This window comes from Cellulophaga fucicola, assembly GCF_900119145.1.
Classification (GTDB): domain Bacteria; phylum Bacteroidota; class Bacteroidia; order Flavobacteriales; family Flavobacteriaceae; genus Cellulophaga; species Cellulophaga fucicola.
In genome coordinates this window covers 1-26483 of record NZ_FPIY01000008.1, presented here as the reverse complement: position 1 = coordinate 26483, position 26483 = coordinate 1, and the positions used below count along the sequence as shown (strand labels likewise).

At 32.6% G+C, this 26483-nt stretch carries 23 protein-coding genes; 12 read left to right on the top strand and 11 right to left on the bottom strand.

Features of this window, described 5'->3' with window-relative positions; all coding sequences use genetic code 11:
• Positions 1–271: 271 nt before the first annotated feature.
• Entirely contained in the window at positions 272–3724 is a 3453-nt protein-coding gene (locus BT107_RS16590) for a pyruvate carboxylase (RefSeq protein WP_072304962.1), read from the top strand.
• Positions 3725–3804: 80 nt separating this feature from the next.
• Here BT107_RS16590 and BT107_RS16585 read toward each other — a convergent pair whose 3' ends face one another.
• The gene (locus BT107_RS16585) at positions 3805–4596 is read right to left on the bottom strand and encodes a hypothetical protein (RefSeq protein WP_072304961.1); all 792 of its coding nucleotides are present in this window, start codon (positions 4594–4596) and stop codon (positions 3805–3807) included.
• 176 nt (positions 4597–4772) lie between these two features.
• Positions 4773–4913 (bottom strand): hypothetical protein, encoded by a 141-nt coding sequence (locus tag BT107_RS17585; protein WP_170854755.1) that lies wholly within the window; start codon positions 4911–4913, stop codon positions 4773–4775.
• A 181-nt stretch (positions 4914–5094) separates the two neighbouring features.
• Here BT107_RS17585 and abc-f point away from each other — a divergent pair, with 181 nt between their 5' ends.
• From abc-f to BT107_RS16565, 4 genes are all read left to right on the top strand, one after another.
• Positions 5095–6732, top strand: a complete 1638-nt coding sequence (gene abc-f / locus BT107_RS16580) for a ribosomal protection-like ABC-F family protein (RefSeq protein WP_072304960.1) — start codon at positions 5095–5097, stop codon at positions 6730–6732.
• Between the two features lie 295 nt (positions 6733–7027).
• A complete protein-coding gene (locus tag BT107_RS16575; RefSeq protein WP_072304959.1) occupies positions 7028–9529 on the top strand; it encodes a TonB-dependent receptor in 2502 nt (833 codons plus the stop codon).
• Positions 9530–9553: 24 nt separating this feature from the next.
• Entirely contained in the window at positions 9554–10507 is a 954-nt protein-coding gene (locus BT107_RS16570; RefSeq protein ID WP_072304958.1) for an alpha/beta hydrolase, read from the top strand.
• Positions 10504–11439 (top strand): glycerophosphodiester phosphodiesterase family protein, encoded by a 936-nt coding sequence (locus BT107_RS16565; protein ID WP_084639264.1) that lies wholly within the window; start codon positions 10504–10506, stop codon positions 11437–11439. The genes BT107_RS16570 and BT107_RS16565 overlap by 4 nt, the downstream gene beginning before the upstream one ends.
• A 75-nt stretch (positions 11440–11514) precedes the next feature.
• Here BT107_RS16565 and trpA read toward each other — a convergent pair whose 3' ends face one another.
• From trpA to BT107_RS16520, 9 genes are all read right to left on the bottom strand, one after another.
• Complete coding sequence (trpA, locus tag BT107_RS16560; protein ID WP_072304957.1) at positions 11515–12276, bottom strand: tryptophan synthase subunit alpha; 762 nt, start codon at positions 12274–12276, stop codon at positions 11515–11517.
• A 9-nt stretch (positions 12277–12285) separates the two neighbouring features.
• Entirely contained in the window at positions 12286–13467 is a 1182-nt protein-coding gene (gene trpB, locus BT107_RS16555) for a tryptophan synthase subunit beta (protein ID WP_072304956.1), read from the bottom strand.
• 31 nt (positions 13468–13498) lie between these two features.
• A complete protein-coding gene (locus BT107_RS16550) occupies positions 13499–14140 on the bottom strand; it encodes a phosphoribosylanthranilate isomerase (protein WP_072304955.1) in 642 nt (213 codons plus the stop codon).
• On the bottom strand, positions 14140–14922 hold the full coding sequence (trpC, locus tag BT107_RS16545; RefSeq protein ID WP_072304954.1) for an indole-3-glycerol phosphate synthase TrpC: 783 nt from the start codon (positions 14920–14922) through the stop codon (positions 14140–14142). Before trpC ends, BT107_RS16550 begins: the two co-directional genes overlap by 1 nt.
• On the bottom strand, positions 14923–15915 hold the full coding sequence (gene trpD / locus BT107_RS16540) for an anthranilate phosphoribosyltransferase (RefSeq protein WP_072304953.1): 993 nt from the start codon (positions 15913–15915) through the stop codon (positions 14923–14925).
• Positions 15916–15962: 47 nt separating this feature from the next.
• Complete coding sequence (locus tag BT107_RS16535) at positions 15963–16526, bottom strand: anthranilate synthase component II (protein ID WP_072304952.1); 564 nt, start codon at positions 16524–16526, stop codon at positions 15963–15965.
• A 4-nt stretch (positions 16527–16530) separates the two neighbouring features.
• A complete protein-coding gene (locus tag BT107_RS16530) occupies positions 16531–17928 on the bottom strand; it encodes an anthranilate synthase component I family protein (RefSeq protein ID WP_072304951.1) in 1398 nt (465 codons plus the stop codon).
• Positions 17929–18167: 239 nt separating this feature from the next.
• Positions 18168–18728 carry a YceI family protein gene (locus BT107_RS16525; protein ID WP_072304950.1) on the bottom strand — a complete coding sequence of 187 codons (561 nt, stop codon included), beginning with the start codon at positions 18726–18728 and terminating at the stop codon, positions 18168–18170.
• A gap of 10 nt (positions 18729–18738) precedes the next feature.
• Positions 18739–19197 carry a MarR family winged helix-turn-helix transcriptional regulator gene (locus BT107_RS16520; RefSeq protein ID WP_072304949.1) on the bottom strand — a complete coding sequence of 153 codons (459 nt, stop codon included), beginning with the start codon at positions 19195–19197 and terminating at the stop codon, positions 18739–18741.
• A gap of 72 nt (positions 19198–19269) precedes the next feature.
• Here BT107_RS16520 and BT107_RS16515 point away from each other — a divergent pair, with 72 nt between their 5' ends.
• From BT107_RS16515 to BT107_RS16485, 7 genes are all read left to right on the top strand, one after another.
• Positions 19270–19578, top strand: a complete 309-nt coding sequence (locus BT107_RS16515; RefSeq protein WP_072304948.1) for a rhodanese-like domain-containing protein — start codon at positions 19270–19272, stop codon at positions 19576–19578.
• A 57-nt stretch (positions 19579–19635) separates the two neighbouring features.
• The gene (locus tag BT107_RS16510; RefSeq protein ID WP_072304947.1) at positions 19636–20919 is read left to right on the top strand and encodes a DUF2851 family protein; all 1284 of its coding nucleotides are present in this window, start codon (positions 19636–19638) and stop codon (positions 20917–20919) included.
• A gap of 9 nt (positions 20920–20928) precedes the next feature.
• Positions 20929–21156 (top strand): PspC domain-containing protein, encoded by a 228-nt coding sequence (locus tag BT107_RS17700; protein ID WP_072304946.1) that lies wholly within the window; start codon positions 20929–20931, stop codon positions 21154–21156.
• Positions 21157–21230: 74 nt separating this feature from the next.
• Positions 21231–22244, top strand: coding sequence for a potassium channel family protein (locus BT107_RS16500; RefSeq protein ID WP_072304945.1), 1014 nt, complete (start codon positions 21231–21233; stop codon positions 22242–22244).
• Between the two features lie 81 nt (positions 22245–22325).
• On the top strand, positions 22326–24395 hold the full coding sequence (locus tag BT107_RS16495; RefSeq protein ID WP_072304944.1) for an amino acid carrier protein: 2070 nt from the start codon (positions 22326–22328) through the stop codon (positions 24393–24395).
• Between the two features lie 10 nt (positions 24396–24405).
• Positions 24406–25293, top strand: a complete 888-nt coding sequence (locus BT107_RS16490; RefSeq protein WP_072304943.1) for a ComEA family DNA-binding protein — start codon at positions 24406–24408, stop codon at positions 25291–25293.
• Between the two features lie 7 nt (positions 25294–25300).
• Positions 25301–26470: an acyl-CoA dehydrogenase family protein gene (locus tag BT107_RS16485; protein WP_072304942.1), complete on the top strand. Its 1170-nt coding sequence runs from the start codon at positions 25301–25303 to the stop codon at positions 26468–26470.
• Positions 26471–26483: the final 13 nt, after the last annotated feature.

Sequence of the window (26483 nt, the reverse complement as noted above, 5' to 3'; positions counted from 1 at the left end):
GTCAAGCTTATTTATTGATGTTTTAAAAAATGAATTTTCAGTAATAGACTTAAATTACTTATTAAATAAATGTAATATAGGTTAAATAGTAACAATATGATACGAAATAAGGTTGTTTTGTAAAATTTTAATATTGATAAAAACGGTTAAATGAAGTACCTTTGATAAGTAGAATAAAAAGAGGTAATTGTGTTAATTTATATTAATGATTAGCATCTAATTTAATAAAATAATTGCATCTTGGCAGTAAACACTAACAAAAATAGAGTAAATGAAAATTAACAAGGTTTTAGTAGCAAATAGAGGGGAGATTGCAATCCGTATTTTTAGAGCATGTGTAGAAATAGGTATTAAGACCGTTGGCATATATACCTATGAAGACCGTTATTCTTTACATAGATATAAGGCAGATGAGTGTTACCAAATAGGAGAAGATCATGAGCCTTTAAAGCCATATTTAAATATAGATGCTATTATACAGGTAGCAAAAGATAATGGTGTAGACGCTATACATCCTGGTTATGGCTTTTTATCTGAGAATGCAGAATTTGCTCAAAAATGTGCTGACAACGATATTATTTTTGTTGGTCCTAAAGTATCTGTGCTAAAATCTTTAGGAGATAAAATAACAGCTAAAGAAGTTGCTGTTGCTAATAATATACCAATTATACAAAGTAGTGATAAAGATTTAGTAGATGTAAGTATTGCTATAAATGAAGCTAAACGTATTGGTTATCCTTTAATGCTAAAAGCTGCTTCTGGTGGTGGTGGTCGCGGTATGCGAGTTATACGTACAGAAGAAGAATTAGTAAAGGCTTTTCCTGAAGCAAGAAGAGAATCTTTAAATGCTTTTGGTGATGATACCGTTTTTCTTGAAAAATTTGTAGAAAATCCAAAACATATAGAAGTACAAATAGTTGCAGATACACACGGTAATATGGTGCATTTGTACGAAAGAGATTGTTCTGTACAAAGACGTTACCAAAAAGTAATTGAATTTGCACCATCTATAGGCTTGCCACAAGAAACTAGAGATAGTTTGTATAAGTACGCTATAGATATTTGTAAAGCTGTAAACTATAATAATATAGGTACAGTAGAGTTTTTGGTAGATGACGATGGTAGTATTTACTTTATAGAAGTAAACCCAAGAATACAAGTAGAGCATACGGTAACAGAAATGATTACCAATATAGATTTAGTAAAAGCACAACTATTTATTGCAGGTGGTTACAAACTGTCAGATCAGCAAATAAAAATACAAGATCAAGAATCTGTAAAGATTACGGGCTATGCTTTACAATGTAGAATTACAACAGAAGATCCTGCAAACGATTTTAAACCAGATTATGGTGTAGTTACAACCTATAGAAGTGCTTCCGGTTTTGGTATTCGTTTAGATGCTGGTAGTATTTATCAAGGAGTACGTATTTCTCCATTTTTTGATTCTATGCTTGTTAAGGTTTCTGCAATTAGTAGAACCTTAGATGGGTCTTGCCGTAAAATGCGTAGAGCATTGGCAGAGTTCCGTATTAGAGGCGTAGAAAGCAATATGGCGTTCTTAGATAATATTTTAAAACACCAAACATTTAGAGACGGTAAGGTTACGGTTAACTTCATTAAAAACGAACCTTCTTTGTTCGAATTTGTAGAGCCAAGAAACCGTGCTAATAAATTAATAGAATATCTTGGAGAAACTATTGTTAATGGTAATCCAGATGTAAAAAAGAAAGATCCTAATCACGTTTTTTCTAAACCAAAAGTTCCTTCTTTTGATAAAAGAGGTCCTTTTCCTAAAGGAACAAAAGATTTGTTAACAGATCTAGGTCCAGAAGGTTTTGCAACTTGGTTAAAAAATGAGAAAAAAGTACATTTTACAGATACTACAATGCGAGATGGGCACCAAAGTTTATTGGCGACTCGTATGCGTACCATAGATATGCTAAAAGTGTCTGAAGGTTATGCTAAAAACTTTCCAGAAATATTTAGTATGGAAGTTTGGGGTGGTGCTACGTTTGATGTTTGTTTGCGTTTTTTACAAGAAAACCCTTGGGAACGTTTGGCATTATTACGTAAATCTATGCCAAACGTGTTATTGCAAATGCTTCTTCGTGGCTCTAATGGTGTTGGCTATACTGCGTACCCTGATAATTTAATTGAAAAATTTGTTGAAAAATCCTGGGAAACAGGAGTAGATGTTTTCCGTATTTTTGATTCACTTAACTGGATGAAATCTATTGCGCCAACTATAGAACATGTGCGCAAAAAAACAGGTGGTTTAGCAGAGGGTTCTCTTTGTTATACAGGAGACATTTTAGATCCTACTAAAACAAAGTACAATCTTAAATACTATGTTCAACTAGCAAAAGATATAGAAAATGCTGGTGCACATATTTTAGGGGTTAAAGATATGGCAGGTTTGCTAAAGCCTAATGCTGCGTTTGAGCTAATATCAGCCTTAAAATCAGAAATAAATATACCAATACATTTACACACGCATGATACGTCTTCTATACAAGCGGCAATGTATTTAAAAGCAATAGAAGCAGGTGTAGATGTTGTAGATGTTGCCCTTGGCGGATTGTCAGGTCTAACATCTCAGCCAAACTTTAACTCTGTAGTAGAGATGTTGCGTTTTCATGAACGTGAAAATAAATTAGATACAGAAAAATTAGCAGAATATTCTAACTATTGGGAAACGGTACGTAACTATTACTATACTTTTGAGTCTGGCTTAAAATCTGGAACTGGAGAAGTATATAAGCATGAAATACCTGGCGGACAATATTCTAATTTAAAAGGACAAGCAATTGCACTAGGATTAGAAGATAAATTCCCTGAGGTTACAAAAATGTACGGTGAGGTAAACCAATTGTTTGGAGATATAGTTAAAGTAACACCGAGTTCTAAAGTAGTGGGTGATATGGCCCAGTATATGATAAGTAATAATTTAACTGTCAAGGATGTTTTAGAAAAGGGAGATACAATTTCTTTTCCTCAATCTGTAATTAGTTTCTTTAAAGGAGATCTTGGTCAGCCAGTTGGTGGTTTTCCAAAAGAGCTTCAGAAATTGATTTTAAAAGATCAGGTGCCATATACAGAAAGACCAAATGCACATTTAGAGTCTATAGATTTTGAAAAGGAATTTAAATCTTTTAAACGAAAATTTGCTAAAGGTATGGGTAGAGATTTAGAGATAACAGATTTCTTGTCTTACAAACTATATCCAAAAGTATTTACAGACGCATATAACAACCACGTTAAGTATGGCAATGTCATGAACATACCAACAAAGAATTTCTTTTATGGTATGGATGTGGGCGAAGAAATTATAGTAGAACTAGATCGTGGTAAAAACGTTTTAGTGTCTTTAATGTTAAAAGGTGAACCAGATGAAAATGGATATGTAAGCATCTTCTTTAAAATTAACGGACAGCTACGTAATGTAATGGTAAAAGATACCTCTATAAAGGTTGTTAAGGCACAGAACATAAAAGCAGATGATAATAATTCTAAAGAAATAGGTGCGCCTTTACAAGGCTTGTTATCTAATGTCTTAGTTAAAAAAGGACAAGAAGTTAAAAAAAATCAGCCTTTGTTTGTAATTGAAGCAATGAAAATGGAAACAACAGTAACAGCCACTGCAGAAGGTATTGTAGATAAAATACAATTATCTGGTGGTTCTCTTGTAAACTCAGACGATCTAGTATTGGTACTTAAATAGAGTTTAGTACATTTATAAAAAAAGCCATTCTTCTAAACTTAGAAGAATGGCTTTTTTTATAAATTAGATGTAAAAGCGTTTTAAAATCTATATCCAATACTTAAACCAGCACGTACACCAGCCCAAGGACCATCTAAAGATATTTCGGCACCATTTTCATCTACTTTGTATTCAGCATCTACAAATGTTATATCTGTATCTTGTAAGCTGTCTAATAAAGCATCTTGTTCGTTCTGAGATAATACTCTAGAAGTTGTACCTCTCAGGTCTCCGTTACTAGTCCCTATATGTGGACCAGCAATCCACCAATCTAAAACAAGATTATGTCCTAAATTAAATTGTGAGCCTAATAATAGACCAAAAGTACTACCCTTTAAAGTACCGCTAGTGTTTATAGTAGCAGTATCTCCGTTATCTAAATCGTAATCAAAGTTTATGTTTTCAAAGGTATATTTAGAAGCTCTAAAAAATGGCGCTAAATAAAAACCTTTACCATATCCTTTTTTTCCTGTGTAAATACGTACTTCAGGAGTAAAACTAGAGTAACCAACTTTTCCATCGGCTATAATCTTAGTTAAGTCGCCATCACCAGCAATTTCTTTAATAGATTTTCCAAATGGAATTCCGCTTTTAGGGATTGTTCCATAAGATAATGCAACAGAAAAAGTTTTATTTAAAACTCTTTCGTATTGAAACTGAAAGTTTTTAAACACAAGACTTGTTAAGCTAAATTTTACTATGTTTTTCTTGTTTTGATAATCTAAAACAGATATTTCATCAGCAGGTGTTTCTTCTGTAGATTCCAATTCTTGCGCATAGGTAAGGCAAGAAACAGATAAAAATGTAGTAAGTACTAAGATTTGTTTTTTCATTGTTGAATTTTTTTGTTCGAAATAAAACGATTTTTGTAAGAATTTATTGCGTTTTTGCAACTAGTTTTTCATTTCAAAATTTAAATTAATATGAATAATGTGTTAAGTTTTTAAAAAAAGAAAAGCCCTGAAATCTATAGTAGACTTCAGGGCTTTAAAATATAAAGCTTGTGGGGTTATTTCTTGTTTTGTTGATCCTTAATTGTTTTGGAATCAATATCAAACTTATTTGTATCAATATTTGTATTCCCTGTTGGGTTAGTCGGATTTGTTTGTTTCCTTTTTCTTTTTAATCTCTTATCATCAATAATTCCCATATCATTTGTTTTTTATGTTCATCCTCAAGATATAGTAATTCTTATAGAATCTTAGTTAATAGAGTTGTAAGTCTTTGTTAATGAGTGTTAATGCAAGTTTTAATTATTTACAACTAAAGTGATAAAAGCCGCTACTACATTCTTTACTTTTTGTTAGTTTTGCAGTCTTTAAAATATAGAAATGATTACAGTAGATAATATTGCAGTAGAATTTAGCGGAACTACACTGTTTAGTGGCGTAAATTTTGTGATTAATGAGAATGATAAAATTGCCTTAATGGGTAAAAACGGTGCTGGTAAATCTACAATGATGAAAATTGTTGCAGGTGAGCAAAAAGCAACCAAGGGTAAAGTAAGTTGCCCTAAAGATACTGTAATTGCTTATTTACCACAGCACTTATTAGCAGAAGATAATTGTACAGTGGTAGAAGAAGCGTCTAAGGCTTTTAGTCACGTTTTTACAATGCGAGACCGTATGGCGCATTTAAACAAAGAGTTAGAAACAAGAAAAGATTATGAGAGTGATGCCTATATGGCAATTATAGAAGAGGTGTCCGAGCTTGGTGAGCAATACTATGCCCTAGAAGATGTTAACTATGATGCTGAGGTAGAAAAAGCATTAAAAGGCTTGGGTTTTAAGCCTGAGGATTTTAATAGACTTACGAGTGAGTTTAGTGGCGGATGGCGTATGCGTATAGAGTTAGCAAAAATTCTATTACAAAAACCAGATCTTATTTTGTTAGATGAGCCAACGAACCATATAGATATAGAATCTGTAATTTGGCTAGAAGACTTTTTGGTAAACAAAGCCAAAGCAGTTATGGTTATATCTCATGATAGGGCTTTTATAGATAATATTACCAATAGAACTATAGAGGTTACTATGGGCAAAATTTATGATTATAAAGCTAACTACACGCATTATTTACAGCTTAGAGAAGATCGTAGAGCACACCAAATTAAAGCCTACGAAGAGCAACGTAAATTTATAGAAGATAATATGCGTTTTATTGAGCGTTTTAAAGGAACGTACTCTAAAACAAACCAAGTGACTTCTAGAGAGCGTATGCTAGAAAAACTAGATATTATAGAGATTGATGAGGTTGATAATTCGGCTTTGAGATTATCGTTTCCGGCAGCACAACGTTCAGGAGATTACCCTGTTTCGGTTGAAGATTTAACTAAAACTTACGGAGACCATACAGTATTTAAAAATGCAAGTATGTCTATTTCTAGAGGAGAAAAAGTTTCTTTTGTTGGTAGAAACGGTGAGGGTAAATCTACTATGATAAAATCTATTCTAGGAGAAATAGAGTATGAGGGTAAATGTAGCTTAGGCCATAATGTACAGGTAGGTTACTTTGCTCAAAACCAAGCGTCATTACTAGATCCAGATTTAACCATTTTTCAAACGGTAGATGAGGTTGCTAAAGGAGATGTGCGTACCCAGATAAAAAATATCTTGGGTAGGTTTATGTTTAAAGGAGACGATATAGATAAAAAAGTTAGTGTACTTTCTGGAGGAGAAAAAACAAGACTAGCTATGGTAAAACTATTGTTAGAACCTGTAAATCTTTTAATATTAGATGAGCCTACAAACCATTTAGATTTAAAATCTAAAGACATATTAAAAGAAGCTTTATTAGATTTTGATGGAACATTAATATTGGTATCTCATGATCGTGACTTTTTACAAGGGCTTGCAGAAAAGGTATACGAGTTTAAAGACCAGCGTGTAATAGAACATTTTGAAACTATAGATGCTTTCTTAGAACGAAATAAGATTAAGAATATAAAAGATATCGATCTAAAAAAATAGCGATTGTATTTTATTTTTGATTCAAGTCCTAAACATTATGTTTAATCATATTGTTTAGGGCTTTTTCTTTTGTATAAATTGAATGGTTGTGCAATTTATATGTTAAATGATGTTTTGTTAGTTAGTTGTCTTATTATAAGATTTTTACGTGTTTTATTTAAACTTGTCTTAACAATGGTAGTGCCTTATTAATACTTACTTAATACGTGTTAATACTAGCCTAACATTATTATAAACTGACTAAGTATTTAGCTTAACAGTAGCTGTATAGTTTTGGACATCTTAAAAAAACACGATGAAAAAGAATTACTATTTTATTTTACTATTATTTACAATATTTTCTGCTTCGGCACAAAATAATACAAGTATTAAAGGTCAAGTTTTAGACGAAACTGGCACTCCAGTAATGGGAGCAAACGTTGTTATACAAAGTATGTCAATCGGTGCGGTAACAAATGAGTCTGGAATGTATAAAATTAGCGACTTAACAAATACAACATATACCGTTACGGTGTCTTACTTAGGGTACAAAAGCATAAGTAAATCTATAACTATTACAACAACAGAAACTATTTTAAATTTTAATCTTAAAGAGCCTTCTTTTCAATTAGATGGTTTAGTCGTTACTGCTCAAAAAAGAGAGCAGTTAAATAAAGATGTGCCAATTGCAATTACATCTTACGGTAGTGATTTTATTAACAATCAGGGTACATTTGAGTATGATACTTTTTCAGATTATGTACCAGGTTTACAAATTCAAATTCAAAGTGTAAATAACCCAGGTATTGTTGTAAGGGGTATTACTAGTGATAGCGGAGATTCTAGAGTAGAGCCAAGAGTATCTGTTTTCCAAGACGGGGTTTCTATTAGTAAATCTCGTGGTTCTGTTGTAGAGTTGTTTGACATAGAACGTGTAGAAGTTTTAAAAGGTCCCCAAGGGACTCTTTTTGGCAGAGGTGCACAAATTGGAGCAATGCACATTATTCAAAACAAGGCTAAAAATGAGACTTCTGCTTCTTTAAAAACAGGTATTGGTAATTACAATCAGTTTTTAGTAAACGGTTATGTAAATACTCCTTTAGTAAAAGATAAGTTGTTTGCACGTGTAGCTGCAATTTACAATAGAAGAGACGGATATATAGAAAACCTTTCTGGCGGAGACCTAAATGGTAAAGAAACCTTAGCGCTTAGAGGTTCTTTAAAATATATGATTAGTGATAATACTACGTTTGATTTTATTGCAAATTGGCAACAAGATACACCTCCAGGAACTTCTTTTAAAAGTGGAACTTTTGCTCCTTTAGGAGGTGATTTAAGTCCTAACTCTTTTGCAGATTTAGAGCGTGGTAAAGAATTAGGGTTAGACCGTACAGTATATGGTTTTACAGGAATTTTAAAGTCATCATTAAATGATAATTGGGATGTAACTTCTATTTCTGCCTACAGAAAATTTAATTCTGATGAAGCCTTTGATGCAGATGGTACAGTAGCACCTGTTTTATTTTTTAGAGAGGTTGCAGAAGGAGAGCAATTTAGTCAAGAAGTACGTTTTAATTTTGATAATGATGATAAATTATCTGGTTTTGTAGGAGCTAATTTCTTTTATGAAAACGGATCACAAGCTGTGCCTTTTGAGGTTAATGAGCAAAGTTACTTAGCACTTTTAGTAGCTACAGATGCTTTGGTTGTAAACGGCGTAGCAACTTTATTTCCTAATATTCCTAACGATCCTGGTAGTTTTGGTCCATTGGCAGGTGCTCCTTTGCTACCTTTTAATAAAGAGGAGTCTATTAACTACGGAGAAAATTATTCTGGAGATATTTTTGCAGACGGATCTTACGATCTTACAGAAAAGTTAACAGTTACTTTAGGTTTAAGAGCAACATTAGAAAATAGCAATGCAGGTTTAGAAGTTATAAATGCAGATAATCCAGGATTATTAGGTAACTTTTTAGGAGCATTTCCTAATAACTTATTTGTACCAACAAATGGAAGAATTTCTGCAAGTGAAACATTTTTATCTGCCGTGGGTAGGTTTGCTGTAAATTACGATTTAAATGATGATTTTACACTTTTTGGAAATGTAGCACGTGGTAGAAGACCAAATGTAATTAATGTAACAGCTAACGATGTAAATGTATTGTCAGATGAAACTGTTTGGTCTTACGAGCTTGGTATTAAATCTCTTTTGTTAGATAATAAATTACAGTTTGATATAAACGGATTTTATTACGATTATAGTAATTTTCAGACAACAATTGCTCGTTTAGATGAAACTGATGGCCTAGTTGTGGTGCCTAATGATAGTGGTAGTGCTAAAGCATTAGGTTTTGAAGCTGCAATGCAATATCAGTTTGCAAAAAGTAGTTCATTTTTTGCTAATTACGGTTTTATAGATGCTTCTTTTGATGATGAAGATTCTAATGGTAATCCACAACAGTTAGCAGGTAATACTTTTAGGTTAACACCAGAACACTCTTTCTCTGCAGGATTTAATATTAACCCTATTTTAAATGATAAAGTAGCTGTTTTTTTAAGACCAACATATACTTATAAGTCTAAAGTGTTTTTTGAAGAAACTAATTTACCAAACATATCTCAAGATGGTTATGGTTTATTAAACATTAGAACAGGTATAACTATACAAGGTAAATACGAGATTAGTTTATACGCAACTAATGTTTTAGACGAGGAGTTTATTATAGATGCAGGTAATACAGGTGGTGCTTTTGGGATTCCTACATTTATTGCTGGTCCTCCTGCATTTTACGGAATTCAATTGTCTGTAAACTTTTAGGCTAAAAAATTAAATAACAATATAATGAAAAATAAAAACACATATATCCTTTCTTTGTTTCTAGTAATTGTTTCTTTTGCAACAGCGCAAAAAGCAGTGAAAATGCAGAGTTTAAAGGAAGTAGAAGAAAATATTCAGATTAACGAGAAAAATGTAGTAGGTATAAAGCCTGATAATGAGGCTCGTATAATTTGGTCGGAAGATTATAAATATAAAAAATCTCCTATAGCTTTTGTGTATTTACACGGTTTTGGAGCAAGTCAGCAAGAAGGAGAGCCAGTAATGTCTCAATTATCGGCAAACTTTAATGCAAATACATATATGGCTCGTTTAGAAGAGCACGGAATTTACAGAGACAATACGTTCGAAGATTTAACACCAGAAAACTACATAGCTTCTGCAAGGCAGGCTATAGCATATGGTAAGCAAATAGGCGAAGAGGTTATTGTAATTAGTACATCTACAGGTGGTACTTTAAGCTTGGCTTTGGCAGCAGAAGACAAGGATATTAAAGCATTGGTGTTGTATTCTCCTTTTATAGATTTAATTAATCCTGCAATGGCTGCAATTATAGAGCCAGGCGGAAAAGAACAATTTATGAAAGTTTTAGGAGGTTCTATGCAAGTGCAAAAACGCCCAGAAGAAGAGGCAAAGTACTGGTCTACTAATTACCACGTAAACGGTTATGTGTCTTTAATTACGTTACTGAAAAGTAATATGACAACAGAGACTTTTTCTAAAGTTACGTGTCCTGTGTTTTTAGGGTATTATTACAAGAATGAAGAAGAGCAAGATAATGTAGTTTCTGTACCTGCAATGCAAGTAATGTATGATGCTCTTGGTACGCCAGAAGAAGATAAAGCAAAGATGGCTTTTCCAGAAAGTGGAAATCACGTAATAGCAAGCGATATTAGATCCAAAGACTGGCAAGGTGTGTATGTAAATACGGTTGCATTTTTAAATAATATTATAAAATGAAATTAAAATTAGTTATTTGTAGCCTAATAAGCATAGGCTTTATTGCTTGTAAGCAAAGCGATAAAAAGAAAGAAGTAAAAGAAGAAACTGCTTCGGTTGAAGAGACAGTGGTAACTTATAATTTTGATTTAGAAGGTCACCGTGGTGCTAGAGGCTTAATGCCAGAAAATAGTTTGCCTGCCTTTAAAAAAGCAATAGAACTTGGTGTAAATACTATTGAGCTAGATTTGGCTGTAACTAAAGATAAGCAAGTTTTGGTGTCTCATGAGCCTTATTTTAACCCGCTTTTTTGTTTAGATTCTCTTGGGCAAACCATTGCTAAAAAAGATTCTATTGCTCTAAATATTTATCAGCATACGTATAAGCAAACTCAAAAGTACGACTGTGGTAGTATGGGTAATATTAATTTTCCAGAGCAAGAAAAACAGTTTGTAACAAAACCTTTGCTGTTAGATGTAATAGCACTTGCAGATTCTTTAACAGCAGGTAATGCTGCGCCAATTAAATACAATATAGAAATTAAGAGTTTACCAGAGGGCGATGGCATTTATCACCCTAATCCAAAAGATTTTTCTGATTTAGTTATAGCAACTATTAAAGATAAAATTGCGGTTGAAAATGTAGTGTTACAAAGTTTTGATTTTAGAGTGTTACAGTATTTGCATCAAAATTATCCAGAGTATACAATAGCTGCTTTGGTGTATAAAGATGATGTAGAAACAAATTTAAAAGCATTGGGGTTTGTACCACAAATTTACAGTCCGTTACACAATATGTTGTCTAAAGAAGTAATAGCAGAACTGCACTCAAAAAATATGAAAGTTATTCCTTGGACAGTTAATAATGAGACTGATATGGAAAATTTACTTGCAATGGGAGTAGATGGTTTAATTACAGATTACCCTAACAAGGCCATACAATACAGAAAATAATAACACAAACAACCACAACCAAAAAAAGCTGTTTCAATTATGAAACAGCTTTTTTATGTTTATAAAAATAAGTTCTTATCTTATTTTTTGTACAAAATCTGAAATTGTATCTGCACCATTTTCTGTTAGGTGTTTTATAAATGCAGAGCCAATAATTGCTCCTTTTGTTTCTTTTGTAGCTTGTGTATAGGTTTCGTTATTATTAATACCAAATCCTATAATTTGCGGATTTTTAAGATTCATACTCGCAATACGCTCAAAATAATCTGTTTGTTCTTGTCCAAAACCAGTTTTAGAACCTGTAACACTAGCAGAACTTACCATATAAATAAATGCATCAGATGCATTATCAATTTCCTTAATACGTTCGTCACTAGTTTGTGGTGTAATTAAAAAGATGTTTTTTAGGTTGTGTTTTTTAAAAATAGCCTCGTATTCATCTTGATAAACAGCCAAAGGTAAATCTGGCATAATTAAACCATCTATACCAATTTCTGCGCATTTTGCGCAAAATGCTTCAACACCGTATTGTAACATTGGGTTAAAGTACCCCATTATAATTAATGGTATAGAAACTGTTTTACGTATATCTTTTAATTGCTCAAAAAGTAATTTGGTGGTCATACCATTTTTAAGCGCAATAGTAGAACTGTTTTGTATAGTAGGTCCATCTGCTAACGGATCGCTAAAAGGCAATCCAATTTCAATCATATCTATACCGCTGGCCTCTAAATCTTTAATTATTTTAACTGTGTTGTTAAGCTCTGGATAACCTGCAGTAAAGTACAATGAAAGAAGTTTTTTGTCTTCTTGCATTTTTTGATTAATTCTATTCATTATACAATTTTATAAGTTAAAATATTTAATGTAATTATCTAAATCTTTATCTCCACGACCAGATAAGCTTATAACAACTACATCGTCTGGTTTAAAAGTTTTGTGTTTAAAAATAGCTAAAGCGTGACTGCTTTCTATAGCAGGTATAATACCTTCTAATTTTGTTAATTCTAAACCAGATTGCATTGCCTCATCATCTGTAGCGGAATAAAATTCTCCTCTTCCAGATTTGTATAAGTGCGCATGCAATGGTCCAACTCCAGGATAATCTAACCCTGCAGAAATAGAGTAGGGCTCTGTAATTTGTCCGTCATTGGTTTGCATTAGTAATGTTTTACAGCCGTGTATAACACCTTCTTTACCAAGTGCAGATGTAGCAGCACTTTCTCCAGAATTTATACCTTTACCAGCAGCTTCTACAGCAATAATACCAACTTCTTCTTCGTGTAGAAAGTGATAATATGTACCAGCAGCGTTACTACCGCCACCAATACAAGCAACTACATAATCGGGATTTTCACGACCTTCTTTTTCTTTTAGTTGCCACTTTATTTCTTCGGATATAATAGATTGAAATCTAGTAACCATATCTGGGTAAGGATGCGGGCCAATAGCAGAACCAATAATGTAATGTGTGTCTACAGGGTTGTTAATCCAGTCACGAATAGCTTCGTTGGTTGCATCTTTAAGTGTTTTACTGCCAGAAAGAGCAGGTCTAACTTCTGCGCCTAGCATTTTCATACGAGCAACGTTTGGTGCTTGGCGAGCAATATCAATCTCCCCCATATAAACTACGCAATCCATACCCATTAGAGCGCAAACAGTAGCTGTGGCAACACCGTGTTGACCAGCGCCAGTCTCTGCAATAATACGTTGCTTGCCTAATTTTTTGGCCATTAAAATCTGACCAATAGTATTGTTAACCTTATGTGCACCAGTATGGTTAAGGTCTTCTCTTTTTAAATATACTTTTGTGTTGTATTTTTCTGATAATCTTTTTGCGAAATACAAAGGAGAAGGTCTGCCTACGTAATCTTTTAAAAGCTGATCGAACTCTGCTTTAAAGTCTGGCTCTGCCATAACTTTAAGGTAATTTTTACGTAGATTTTCTACGTTAGGATATAACATTTCTGGAATATAGGCACCGCCAAATGTTCCGTAATATCCTTTTTCTGTTACATTATAATTCATCTGAATTAGTATTAAGTTTTAAGTACTTAGTTTAGATACTTAATGCTGTTTTAAATTCTTTTAATTTTTCAATATTTTTTAGTCCTGGTTCTATTTCAAAACTACTATTTACATCTAGTGCAACACAGTATTTAGATGCTGGTGTGTGTAAAAAAGATTTAACCTTATCTACATCTTTTACGCCAATACCACCACTTAAAAAATAAGGTTTGGTAGATGTGTAATTTTCTAAAACAGACCAGTTAAAAGTATAACCATTACCACCAGGCAATTTTCCTTTAGTATCAAACAAAAAATAGTCGCATACTTTTTCAAAAGGAGTAAGGATGCTAAAGTCAAAACTATCTTTAATAGAAAAAACTTTTATAATCTGTGGTTGTTTCCCTTTTAATCCAAGACTAGAATTTCGTAATCCTTTACAAAACTCAGGAGATTCTTTACCGTGTAGTTGTACAGCTTCTAAATTATATTGGTTAATTTTATCTACAACATAATCTAAATCAGCATCAACAAAAACACCAACTTTTTTAATGCCATCTGGGATATTTCCCATTTTGCCATTAAAATACCTAGATGAAGGTTCCCAAAATATAAAGCCTAAATAGTCTGGTTGCAATGCTGCCACTGCCTCCATATTCTCTAAATACTTCATACCACAAACTTTCAGCCTCATTAAATTAAAGATGTTATAAAGTTAGTAGCACTCTTGCCAGGGTTATCTGTTTTCATAAAATTTTCACCTATTAAAAAACCTTTGTAGCCATATGGTTGTAATTCTTTAATAGCTCCTATGTTACTAATACCACTTTCAGATACTTTTACAAAATCGTTTGGTATTAAAGTAGATAAAGATTTACTTGTCTCTAGACTAACGGTAAAAGTCTTTAAATTACGGTTGTTTACGCCTAACATATCTAAACTAGGCATAATGGACTTGTGCAATTCTTCTTGGTTATGTACCTCTAGTAAAACATCTAAATGTAAGCTTTTTGCAAATTCAGAGAATTGTTTTATTTCTTCTCTAGTTAATATAGCAGCTATTAATAAAATAACATCTGCTCCGTAGGCTTTAGCTTCTAGTATTTGGTATTCATCTATAATAAACTCTTTGCGTAATAGCGGCATTTGTACAGCTGCTCTTGCAGTTAGTAAATCGTCTAATGAGCCTCCAAAATATTTGCCATCTGTTAAAACAGACATACCACAAACGCCAGCGTCTTGGTAACCAGTAGCAACATCTTGCACAGATAAGCTATTATTTATTACAGCTTTAGAAGGAGACCTTCTTTTGTGTTCGGCAATAATGCCAGAGGTACTATTTTTTAATGCGCTAGCTAAAGAACTAGTTTGTCTGTTAAACAAAACCGAAGCTTCTAATTGCGATACAGGAATAAGAGATTTTCTTAAATCCACCTCCTTGCGTTTGTCTAGTACTATTTTTTCTAAGATATCCATTTATGCACTTAGCTTTTGTAATTTTTTTAATGCTTCTAAACCTTTACCACTACGCAAAGATTCTTGTGCTTTTAAAAAGCCTTCTCTAGGGCTTATATTTTCTACAGTAGCAATTGCTATACCTGCATTAGCACAAACCACATTGTTTTGTGGATCTGTACCTTTACCGCTTAAGATGTCTACAAATATTTTAGCAGAATCTTCAACGGTTTCTCCGCCAACAATATCTGATTGTTTTATTTTTTGTACTCCAAAATCTTCTGGTTTAAGCATACTTTCTGATAAACGAGAGATTGTCTTTGTGTTCCCTGTTAAGCTAATTTCATCATACCCATCTAAGGCGTGTAAAACGGTAAAGTTTTTATCTGTATTTTGATAAAGGTAGCCATACATTCTAGCTAATTCTAAATTAAAAACACCCACCATTTGGTTTTTAGGAAAGGCAGGATTTACCATGGGGCCTAACATATTAAAGAATGTTTTTACTGCCAACTCTTTACGTATTGGTGCAACGTTTTTCATAGCTGGATGAAAAAGTGGTGCGTGTAATACACAAATACCAGCTTGGTCTATTGTTTTTTCTAAAAAGCTAATATCACTACTAAATTTTATACCTAAAGATTCCATTACGTTGCTACTACCACATTTGCTAGATACGCCATAGTTACCGTGCTTGGTAACTTTTATACCAGCCCCCGCAGTTACAAAAGAGGCAAGTGTAGAAATGTTAAAAGTATCTTTACCATCGCCACCAGTGCCACATAAATCTACTGGGTTATATGCAGATAAATCTACAGCTAAGCAAAGGTTTAGTAATGCATCTCTAAAACCTTCTAACTCTTCAATAGTAACGCTACGCATCATATAAACAGTTAAGAAAGCTGCAATCTGACTTGTATTGTAATCACCCTTAGCAATGTTTACCAATACATTTTTGGCATCTTCTTTTCCAAGAATTTCGTGATTAATTAATCTATTTAATATTGTTTTCATCTTTAATTTTTATTAATGAATAAGTAAAATTTTGATATCGATCTATTTTACTTATTTACCCAATTTTTTAGCATTTGTTTTCCTTCTGGTGTTAATACAGATTCTGGGTGAAACTGTACTGCGTTAACATCATAAGCCTTATGGCGTAAAGACATTATTTGTCCGTTTTCATCAACAGAAGTAGCTTCTAGAACTTCTGGCAAATCTGGATTAACAACCCAAGAATGGTAACGACCAACTTTTAATTCTTTGCCTAAACCATTAAATAAAACATCGTCTTTAATAACTGTAATAGTGGTAGCAATACCGTGGTAAACTTGTTCTAAATTAATTAAAGAACCGCCAAAAACTTCGCCAATGGCTTGTTGTCCTAAACAAACACCTAAAATAGTTTTAGTAGGTGCATATTTTGCTATTATTTGTTTTAATAAACCAGCCTCGTCGGGTATACCTGGACCTGGAGAAAGTACTATTTTTTCAAAAGCATCTACTTCTTTCAGTGTTAATTGGTCGTTTCGTTTTACTGTAACATCACAATCTAAATCTTCTAGGTAGTGCACTAAATTGTATGTAAAACTGTCGTAATTATCTATAACTAGTATTTTTTTCATCGTCTTAAATGTTCTCAGCTATTTCTAAAGCTTTAGTTAGTGCTCCTAATTTATTGTATGTTTCTTGTAGTTCGTCTTGTGGGTTAGATGCCGCAACTAAACCAGCGCCTGCTTGGTAATGTAGTTGGTGATTTTTACTAAGAAAAGTTCTAATCATTATAGCGTGATTAAAGTTTCCGTTAAAATCCATAAATCCAATTGCGCCACCATAGTAACCACGACTTGTTTTTTCGTATTTTTCTATAAGTTGCATAGCCATATGTTTAGGTGCGCCACTAAGTGTGCCAGCAGGGAACGTATCTGCAACAACCTTCATAGTAGGAATGTCTTTTTTCTTTATTCCTGTAACCTTAGATACTAAGTGAATTACGTGGGAGAAAAACTGAACCTCTCTATAATTTTCTACCGTAACAGTATTTCCGTTTCTGCTTAAATCGTTTCTGGCTAAATCTACCAGCATTACGTGTTCGCTATTTTCTTTGTTATCTTCTGTTAACTCTTTAGCAAGAACAGCATCTTTTTCGTCATTACCAGTACGTTTAAATGTACCTGCGATTGGGTGTATCTCTGCTTTGCCATCTTTAACTATAATTTGTGCTTCTGGTGAGCTTCCAAATATTTTAAAGTCGCCATAATCAAAATAGAATAAGTAAGGTGATGGATTTACCGATCTTAAGGCACGGTATACATTAAATTCGTCTCCTTTAAATTCCTGAGAAAATCTTCTAGACAATACCAATTGAAAAACATCTCCACGCTGACAATGTTTTTTAGCTAAATCTACCTGTTCTAAAAAGTCGTTATCTGTTAAGTTAGATGTTGCTTCTCCTGTTTTAGAAAAATTGTAAGTAGCAAAATCTCTTACGTTTAATAATTGTTCTATTTCTGGAATGTTATTTTCTGTGTTATAAGTATGTGCAAATATGTATGCTTCATTTTTAAAATGATCAACAGCAATTACATTCTTATATACCGCATAATACATATCTGGTATAACAATAGAATTATCCTTTTTGGTAATGTTTACATCTTCAAAATAACGAACAGAATCATAAGCCATATATCCAAAAAGACCATTGTTTATAAATTTAAAGTCATTATTAGAAGAACTAAACTTAGTACTAAAGTTATGTAGAACAGTGGCAACATCTACAGTTTTATCTATAACGGTAGTTTGGCTAGTGCCATCTGGGTAGTTTTCTAGTATTGTTTCGTTTTCTATTTTAATAGAAGCAATAGGGTTGCAACAGATATAAGAAAAACTATTATTGTTTGCGTGGTAGTCACTACTTTCTAATAAAATGCTATTAGGAAACTTATCTCTAATTTTTAAGTACATACTAACAGGAGTAATAGTATCTGCTAATATTTTTTTGTAGTGTGATGTTAGATTATATTTCATCTTAAACTTTAAATTTTTAAATAAAAAAAAAGGCTTGTCGTGATAGACAAGCCTTTTATGTATATGATTACAATGATGCTTTGCTCACGACGTTTGACGTAAGTTGTTCCACCACCATATGTTAGTTGTTATTTTCATTAGGTCAAATATATAAAGGAATTTTATAATACCCAACTAGAGTTTCATAAAAAATAAAAAACCACACAAAAGTGAGGTTTAAAACAATATTAAAGTATGTTTTAGAATTGTAAATCTACAACAAGATCAAAATCGTCATAAATTGCTTTGTCTCCTAAGTTCTCTATAAAGCTACCAGACTTGTATTTAATGTCAAAATCTGTTCTATCTACTTTTAAGCTTGCTGTTGCTTTACTACCATATACAGATATTGTAAAGTCTACTGGCTTAGTAATACCTTTTATAGTTAATTTACCTTTTGCTGCGTAAGCATTTTTCCCTGTAGCCTTACCAACAGTAAAAACTAATTTAGAAGTTGTATTTTTTTCAGTACTAAAGAAATCATCAGACTTTAAATGGCCTTCTAATTTACCTTTCATACCACCTTCTAAATCTGTAACAGTTAATGTAGTCATGTCTACTACAAATTCACCAGCAGATAATTTATCGTTCTTAAACACTAAAGAGCCTTCTTTAAAATCTAAAGAACCTTCATGAGAACCTGTTACTTTATATCCTTTCCAAGTAATGTTACTTGTTTCTGTGTTAATTTTTTTTTCTTGAGCTGTTAATGCTGCAACAGAAAATACTAATGCTAAAATGCTTACTGATAATTTTTTCATAATTGTTGTTTTATTTGTCTGTGTTTAATTTGTCTAATAATTTATTTAAAGTAATTAAGTCTTCCGTATTTACATCTTTTAGAAGTTCTTTTTCCATAGCAAGCATAGTGTTACTCATTTTTAAAAGTTCTTCTTTTCCTTTTTTAGTGATAAAAATTTCAATTTTTCTTCTGTTTTCTTCGCAAACTGTACGTTTTACAAAATCTTTTAAAATTAGTTTATCTACTAATCTAGTTGTGTTACTCATTTTAGACACCATTCTTTCATTTAAGGTGCTAAGGTTTGCAGCTTTTCCGTTTTGCCCTTTTAATATACGTAAAACATTAAACTGCTGTATAGAAACATCAAAAGGTTTTAAGGCTTCTGTTGTTTTTTCTGATATGCTTTGGTGTACTAACATTAAGTGAATAATAGTCTTGCTTTCTAGGGCTAAAGGCTTATTCGATTTTAAAATTTTATTCACATCCATGTCGCTACAATAATTGTATATACAAATGTATGTAAAATATATTTTAATTACTTTTGAAAAAAAATATTTAAGATGGATTTAACACAAGAAGAATGGAGCGCAAAATTAGCAGAGGACGCTAACGCTTTTATATTAGATGTAAGGACTGAAGATGAGATTGCAGAAGGTATAATACCAAATGCTGTAAATATTGATATTTACAAGGGTCAAGGCTTTATAGATGAATTAGAAAAACTAGATAAAACAAAGACATATTATGTTTATTGTAGATCTGGAAACCGTAGCGGACAAGCTTGTGCAATAATGAATAGTCTTGGTTTTGATAACGCTTACAATTTAGAAGGCGGTTTTATGAACTGGGAAGGTGATGTAAAAGAGTAATTTTACATATAAAATTCTTTTTGTTTACTTTAGTAAGCAAACAACCTTATTATAGTTATGCGTGAAGATCTTTTACATTTTATATGGAAATATAAAAAATTACAGTTAAAAGGTTTGCAAACTACCAACGGAGATACAATAACAATTGTATCTACTGGCACGCATAACTATAACGAAGGTCCAGATTTTTTTAATGCTCAAGTTAAAATAGGAGGCCAGTTGTGGGCTGGTAATGTAGAAATACATTTAAATGCGTCTCATTGGTATGCGCACAATCATGAGCAAGATAAAAATTATAATAATGTAATACTGCATGTTGTTTGGGAAGACGATGCAACAGTTTTTAGAACAGATAATTCTGAAATTCCAACCTTGGTTCTTAAAGACTATATATCTACTTCAGTATTACAAAATTACCAGCAGTTATTTTCTACAACAAAAAAAGTATTTATCAATTGTGAAAAAGACATTGCATCTGTAGATTCTTTTTTGTTTAAAAACTGGTTAGATAGATTGTATTTAGAGCGTCTAGAGCAGAAATCTATTCTTGTTCTAAAGCTTTTAAAAGATTCTAATAATAATTGGGAGCAAGTTTTATTTCTAATGTTAATGAAGAATTTTGGCTCTACCATTAACGGAGATTCGTTTTTAAATATCGCAAATAACGTTACTTATAATGTTTTTAAGAAAGTAACTAATAAGCAACAACAGTCCGAAAGTCTTTTGTTTGGTTTAGCGGGTTTACTGCAGAAGCAAGATATTACCGATACATATTATATGGAGCTCCAAAAAGAATATGCTTTTTTACAAAACAAGTTTGAATTAACTATTAATGATGAAGTTGCTGTGGCTTTTTTTAAATTAAGGCCTACTAATTTTCCTACCATACGTTTATCTCAATTATCTTCTTTGTATGTAGCGCATCAAACATTGTTTGCTAAGTTAATGCAGGCTAAAAATTTATCCGAAATATATGCTGTTTGTAATGTTACAGCAAGTAGTTATTGGGATAATCATTTTACGTTTGCTAAAGAGTCAAAAAAAAGTAAAAAAAAGCTAACTAAATCTTTTGTAGATCTATTAGTTATAAATACTATTTTGCCATTACGATTTTGTTATGCTAAATATATAGGTAAGGATGATAATGAAGCTATTTTAGAAATTATAACTAGCCTTTCTAAAGAAAAGAATAGCATAATAGCTGGTTTTACTAATTTAAGTGTAAATGTAGAAAACGCAAAAGAAGGGCAGTCTATATTACAGTTGTATAAGCAGTATTGCGTAAAAAATAAATGCTTGCAATGTGCTGTTGGTAGTAGTTTATTAAGTAGAAATAGTTAATTTTATACAATGAAATTTTTCTATAACATATTGTACTATTTTCAAAAACGTGGTTTTGAGGTGTGTAGACGTATAGCGGAGCGCTTTGGAATAAGGGCTAGAATAGTGCGTACTTCTTTTATTTACCTAACTTTTGCTACGTTAGGATTTGGATTTGCACTATACTTATTTTTAGCATTTTGGCTAAAAATTAAAGATTTACTTTATACCAAAAGGACATCGGTTTTTGATTTGTAATAATTAATAGTCCAACATAAAGTGTATTTCTATTCTTAGAAATGCTTTGTTGAGTGTTAAAATACCATTTATAGGTGAAGCTTTTAAAATTATTCAGATCTAAAATATACTTAGCAGAGTTGTTAATTGTATCTATTTTAACAATAGGTATTTTAGGGTATAGGTATATTTCTGGTTACAGTTGGATGGAGGCAGTTTATATGACTGTTATAACAATGGCTACCGTTGGTTTTTCTGAGGTTAAGCCATTAGATACTGCATCTAAAATTTTTACAATATTTTTTATAATCTCTAGTGTTTTTATTGTCGCCTATGCTATATCTGTGGTTACAGAATATGTTTTGGGTAAAAATTCAGTGCAACTATTAAAGAAGAAACGAGTGAAAAATAAAATTAAAGACTTGTCTGGTCATATTATTATCTGCGGATACGGAAGAAATGGTGCGCAGGCAGCAGAAAGATTAAGTAGTTATAAGAGGCCATTTGTTGTTATAGAAAAAGACAAACAAGTTATAGAAAAATATGAAGATGAAGTTCTTTTTATAGAAGGAGATGCAACAGATGATGATTCTTTAATAGAAGCAGGTGTTTCTAAAGCAAAATACTTAATTACAGCAATGCCAGATGATGCATCTAATCTTTTTGTAGTGTTATCTAGTAGGCAGTTAAATAAAGAATTGTTTATAATAAGTAGAGCATCTTTAATAAACTCTCAGCGTAAATTAATATTGGCAGGAGCAGATAAAGTAATAATGCCAGATAAAATTGGTGGTGACCATATGGCATCTTTAGTTGTAATGCCAGATTTAATAAGTTTTATGGATAAACTTTCTACAGAAGGCAAACATACCACTACACTAGAAGAAATAGCAATAGAAGATCTTACAGATAAAATAACAGGTAATTCGTTAAGAGATTTAGATCTAAGAAAACGAACAGGTTGTACTATAATAGGTTACATTGCTCCTGATGGTGAATATATTATTAATCCAGAAGCAGATTTACAATTAGAATCTAAGAGTAAAGTTATTGTTTTAGGCAGGCCAGAGCAAATTATGAAATTGAATGAAATCTTCCAGATTGGTTGATAATTTAATGAAAATTCCTTGATTGAGTTGATTATTTTTTGGATATTGCCGTCCTAACTAACTCAAAAAATTCAATCAACGATGAAGAAATACCTATATTTTCTTTCTTTTTTAATGTCTGTGTCTGTATTTTCTCAAGACTTTAGTGTAGAAGGAAAAGTTTTTAATCCCTCAAATTCTATAAATGATGGAGTGATTAAGCTAGAGGTAAAAGGTGGTGTTGCCCCTTATACCTATAAATGGAGTAACCAAGCAACTCCTCTAAGCTCTAATAAAGCTGAACATTTGGTAGAGGGAATACCGTATAGTGTAGTAGTTACGGACTCTAGCGGAAAAAGTGTAACCAAAGTATTTACCGTAGAATCAGAAGCAATTGCCGAAATTTTTAACGGAACTATGACTCCAGCAGTAAGTGCTTTGGGGTCTGTTTTGTTTTGGGACCCTTTTGCTGCAATAGGTATTTATGATCCTGTAGTATATGCAGACTCTAAAAGAATAGGTGTGCCTAACTGGTCTCCTGAGTTAGAAGATAAGTTTACGTTAAAAACTTGGCTTAAAGGAGATGGAGAAAAAGTTAAGCAAGGTGAAGATATAGCAGTTCTTACTAACGCAGCAGGTGAAGATCAAAATATAGTGTCTTTGGCTAATGGTACATTAAACCATTTAACAGCGGCAGGTAAGGTTGTTTATAACTCAGAGAATAAAGAACACGTTATAGAGCAAGGTGCACATTACTTTGCTGAAATTAATTATGATGACCCAGTAGTTTTAACGCATCCTAATGGAGATCCGTTAACTAAACCAATTTCATTTATTGTAATCTGGTTGGTATTAGGAGCAACTTTCTTTACAGTAAGAATGGGCTTTATTAATATTCGTGGATTTAAACATGCATTAGACCTTGCAAGAGGTAAGTATGATGATCCAGATGCTCCAGGTCAAGTAACACATTTTCAGGCATTAGCTACAGCAGTATCAGGTACTGTTGGTTTAGGTAATATTGCAGGTGTGGCAGTAGCAGTATCATTAGGTGGTGCAGGTGCAACTTTCTGGATGATTGTTTGCGGATTGTTAGGTATGTCTTCAAAATTTGTAGAGTGTACACTAGGTGTAAAATATAGAGATATTTTACCTGATGGTAGAGTATTTGGAGGGCCAATGAACTACTTGCGTTATGGTCTTGAGAAAAGAAATATGAAAGGAGTAGGTAAAGTACTTGCAGGAGCATTTGCAGTATTAGCCGTTGGAGCTTCTTTTGGAGGTGGTAATATGTTCCAAGCAAACCAGTCTTTTGAGCAATTAGCAGGTCAGTTTCCAGCGCTAGTTGGTAACGGTTTTTGGTTTGGCGTAGTGACAGCAGTTTTAGTAGGTGTTGTTATTATTGGAGGTATTAATAGTATTGCTAAAGTAACGGGTAAAATTGTACCAGTTATGGCATCTATTTATGTAGTAGCTGCTTTAGCAGTTATTGTTATGAATATACAAAATATAGGTCCTGCATTTTCTGCGATTGTAGACGGAGCTTTTAGCCCGTCTGCATTAAAAGGTGGTATTGTGGGTGTTTTAGTTGTAGGTTTCCAAAGAGCAGCATTCTCTAACGAGGCTGGTGTTGGTTCTGCAGCAATTGCACATAGTACAGCAAAAACCAACAATCCTCCATCAGAAGGTTTTGTTGCGCTTTTAGAGCCTTTTATAGATACGGTAGTAGTTTGTACATTAACTGCGTTGGTGTTAATATTTACTGGTATGCATGAAGTAGAAGGTATGGCTGGTGCACAGTTAACATCTGATGCTTTTGGTAGTCAAATTTCTTGGTTTCCTTATGTTTTGGCGTTGGCTGTTTTCTTATTTGCATTTTCTACAATGATATCTTGGTCTTACTACGGTATGCGTGCTTGGACTTACTTATTTGGAAAAAGTAAAAGAACTGAATTTGTTTACAAAATGTTCTTTTTAGTATTTGTTGTAATAGGGGCTTCTGTTAGTTTAGGTGCTGTGTTAGATTTTTCAGATATGATGATCTTGGCAATGTCCTTTCCTAATATAATAGGTCTGTATATAATGTCTGGCGAAGTTAAAAAAGACTTGTCGGAGTACTTTAAAAAGTTAAAATCTGGTCAGCTGCATACAAAGCAGACAATAGAGAAGTAAAAATAAAATAATGAAAAAGTTTAAGTCCCACTTTCAGTTCAGTAAAGAACAGCAAAGTGGGATTTTCTTTTTATTACTATTCATCGTAATTCTTCAGGTTGTTTATTTTTTGGTTCGTAATGGGGTATTTACATCTTCTACAAACGGTTTAACTCATAATGCCGAACTTCAATCTAAAATAGACTCTTTAAAAAATCAATCTATAGAAAAGAATACATTTAAAATCTATCCTTTTAATCCAAATTACATTTCGGATTATAAAGGGTATACATTAGGTATGTCTGTAGAGGAAATAGATAGGTTGCATAGTTATAGGGCTTTAAATAAATATGTAAACTCTACGGCAGATTTTAAAGAGGTTACTAAAGTTTCCGATTCGTTATTAGGTGTTTTATCTCCTTATTTTAAATTTCCAGATTGGACCAGTAAAATTAAAAAGAATGCAACAAGTGTCGGTTTTGTTAAAAAGCCAATAGTCTCTACGGCTTATGATGTTGCAGATATTAATACGGTAACTGCAGAAGAACTTCAGAAAATAAATGGAATAGGAGAGAAATTATCTGCTAGGATAATTAAATTTAGAGATAGGTTAGGTGGTTTTCTGGTAAACGATCAGTTGTTAGATGTTTATGGTTTGTCTCCTGAGGTTGTAGTGCGTCTTTTGAAGCGTTATAAGGTTATAAGCAAGCCTAATGTTGTATTAATAGATATTAATAACGCTACAGCGTACGAGATTTCTAAATTAATTTATATTAAATATGATCTTGCAAAGCATATAGTTGCATATAGGGAAGAAAACGGAGCTTTTACTTCTTTTGCTGATTTAATAAATATTGAGGGATTTCCTGCGAATAAGATTGATAGAATTAAACTATATTTGAGCATCGATAAAAAATGAAACAGGTATGGAAGGTATGTACTTCACAGAAGAACATCAATTATTTAGAGAAAGTCTAAAAGAATTTTTAAAAAAGGAAGTTGTTCCCAATATAGATAAGTGGGAAGAATCAGGAACTATTGATCGTTCTATCTGGAAGAAATTTGGAGATATGGGCTATTTTGGTCTTGCTTCTCCAGAAGCATACGGAGGATTAGATTTAGATCTTTTTTATACAATTATCTTTTTAGAAGAATTGCAAAAAATTAATTCTGGTGGTTTTGCTGCTGCAATGTGGGCACACGCCTACTTAGCAATGACACACGTTACAAAAGAAGGAGATGATGCTATTAAACAAAACTACTTAACACCTAGTATAGCTGGTGAAAAAATTGGTTGTTTATGTGTTACGGAACCTTTTGGAGGTAGTGATGTCGCTGGTATGAGAACTACTGCTGTTAAAAAAGGAGATACATATGTAATTAATGGCTCTAAAACATTTATTACAAACGGAGTATATTGTGACTATATGGTAGTTGCTGCAAAGACTAGTCCTGAATTAGGTAATAAAGGTATTAGCATTTTTATGGTAGATAAAGATACTTTAGGTGTTTCTGCTTCTAAACTTAATAAGTTAGGTTGGAGAGCATCTGATACGGCAGAAATAGCATTTGATAATGTTACGATACCTGCATCTAATTTAATGGGTGAAGAAGATAAGGGGTTCTCTTACATAATGCAGCATTTTGCTTTAGAACGATTAATAATGGGGGTTAATGCACACGCTAGAGCAGAGTATGCTTTAGATTATGCGCGTCAATATATGTCTGAGCGTACAACGTTTGGAAAAACAATAGACAAATACCAGGCATTAAGGCATAAGTATGCAGATTTATATGCAGATATGGAAATATGCCGAGAATATAACTATTCAGTAGCGTATAGGTTAAATAAAGGTGAATATGTTGTGAAAGAAGCAACTATATCTAAGTTGAAGTCTACAAAGATGGCTGATGAGGTTATTTATGACTGTTTGCAGTTTTTAGGAGGTTATGGTTATATGGAGGATTATCCTTTGGCTAGATTACTTAGGGATAGTAGACTTGGGCCAATTGGTGGTGGTACTTCTGAAATCTTGAGGGAGATTATTGCTAAAATGGTAATAGATAAAAAAGAATACAAGCCAGCAACAAATTAGATTTACTTATTTT

What these genes read in the sequence shown, in the direction of transcription:
- BT107_RS16535 (WP_072304952.1), bottom strand. Translation starts at nt 16,526, where the DNA reads ATGAAAAAAATACTAGTTATAGATAATTACGACAGTTTTACATACAAT.
- abc-f (WP_072304960.1), top strand. Translation starts at nt 5,095, where the DNA reads ATGATTACAGTAGATAATATTGCAGTAGAATTTAGCGGAACTACACTG.
- BT107_RS16510 (WP_072304947.1), top strand. Translation starts at nt 19,636, where the DNA reads ATGCGTGAAGATCTTTTACATTTTATATGGAAATATAAAAAATTACAG.
- BT107_RS16575 (WP_072304959.1), top strand. Translation starts at nt 7,028, where the DNA reads ATGAAAAAGAATTACTATTTTATTTTACTATTATTTACAATATTTTCT.
- BT107_RS16520 (WP_072304949.1), bottom strand. Translation starts at nt 19,197, where the DNA reads ATGGATGTGAATAAAATTTTAAAATCGAATAAGCCTTTAGCCCTAGAA.
- BT107_RS16485 (WP_072304942.1), top strand. Translation starts at nt 25,301, where the DNA reads ATGGAAGGTATGTACTTCACAGAAGAACATCAATTATTTAGAGAAAGT.
- BT107_RS16490 (WP_072304943.1), top strand. Translation starts at nt 24,406, where the DNA reads ATGAAAAAGTTTAAGTCCCACTTTCAGTTCAGTAAAGAACAGCAAAGT.
- trpD (WP_072304953.1), bottom strand. Translation starts at nt 15,915, where the DNA reads ATGAAAACAATATTAAATAGATTAATTAATCACGAAATTCTTGGAAAA.
- trpB (WP_072304956.1), bottom strand. Translation starts at nt 13,467, where the DNA reads ATGAATTATAATGTAACAGAAAAAGGATATTACGGAACATTTGGCGGT.
- BT107_RS16565 (WP_084639264.1), top strand. Translation starts at nt 10,504, where the DNA reads ATGAAATTAAAATTAGTTATTTGTAGCCTAATAAGCATAGGCTTTATT.
- trpC (WP_072304954.1), bottom strand. Translation starts at nt 14,922, where the DNA reads ATGGATATCTTAGAAAAAATAGTACTAGACAAACGCAAGGAGGTGGAT.
- BT107_RS16590 (WP_072304962.1), top strand. Translation starts at nt 272, where the DNA reads ATGAAAATTAACAAGGTTTTAGTAGCAAATAGAGGGGAGATTGCAATC.
- BT107_RS17585 (WP_170854755.1), bottom strand. Translation starts at nt 4,913, where the DNA reads ATGGGAATTATTGATGATAAGAGATTAAAAAGAAAAAGGAAACAAACA.
- BT107_RS16585 (WP_072304961.1), bottom strand. Translation starts at nt 4,596, where the DNA reads ATGAAAAAACAAATCTTAGTACTTACTACATTTTTATCTGTTTCTTGC.
- BT107_RS16550 (WP_072304955.1), bottom strand. Translation starts at nt 14,140, where the DNA reads ATGAGGCTGAAAGTTTGTGGTATGAAGTATTTAGAGAATATGGAGGCA.
- BT107_RS16530 (WP_072304951.1), bottom strand. Translation starts at nt 17,928, where the DNA reads ATGAAATATAATCTAACATCACACTACAAAAAAATATTAGCAGATACT.
- BT107_RS16515 (WP_072304948.1), top strand. Translation starts at nt 19,270, where the DNA reads ATGGATTTAACACAAGAAGAATGGAGCGCAAAATTAGCAGAGGACGCT.
- BT107_RS16495 (WP_072304944.1), top strand. Translation starts at nt 22,326, where the DNA reads ATGAAGAAATACCTATATTTTCTTTCTTTTTTAATGTCTGTGTCTGTA.
- trpA (WP_072304957.1), bottom strand. Translation starts at nt 12,276, where the DNA reads ATGAATAGAATTAATCAAAAAATGCAAGAAGACAAAAAACTTCTTTCA.
- BT107_RS17700 (WP_072304946.1), top strand. Translation starts at nt 20,929, where the DNA reads ATGAAATTTTTCTATAACATATTGTACTATTTTCAAAAACGTGGTTTT.
- BT107_RS16570 (WP_072304958.1), top strand. Translation starts at nt 9,554, where the DNA reads ATGAAAAATAAAAACACATATATCCTTTCTTTGTTTCTAGTAATTGTT.
- BT107_RS16525 (WP_072304950.1), bottom strand. Translation starts at nt 18,728, where the DNA reads ATGAAAAAATTATCAGTAAGCATTTTAGCATTAGTATTTTCTGTTGCA.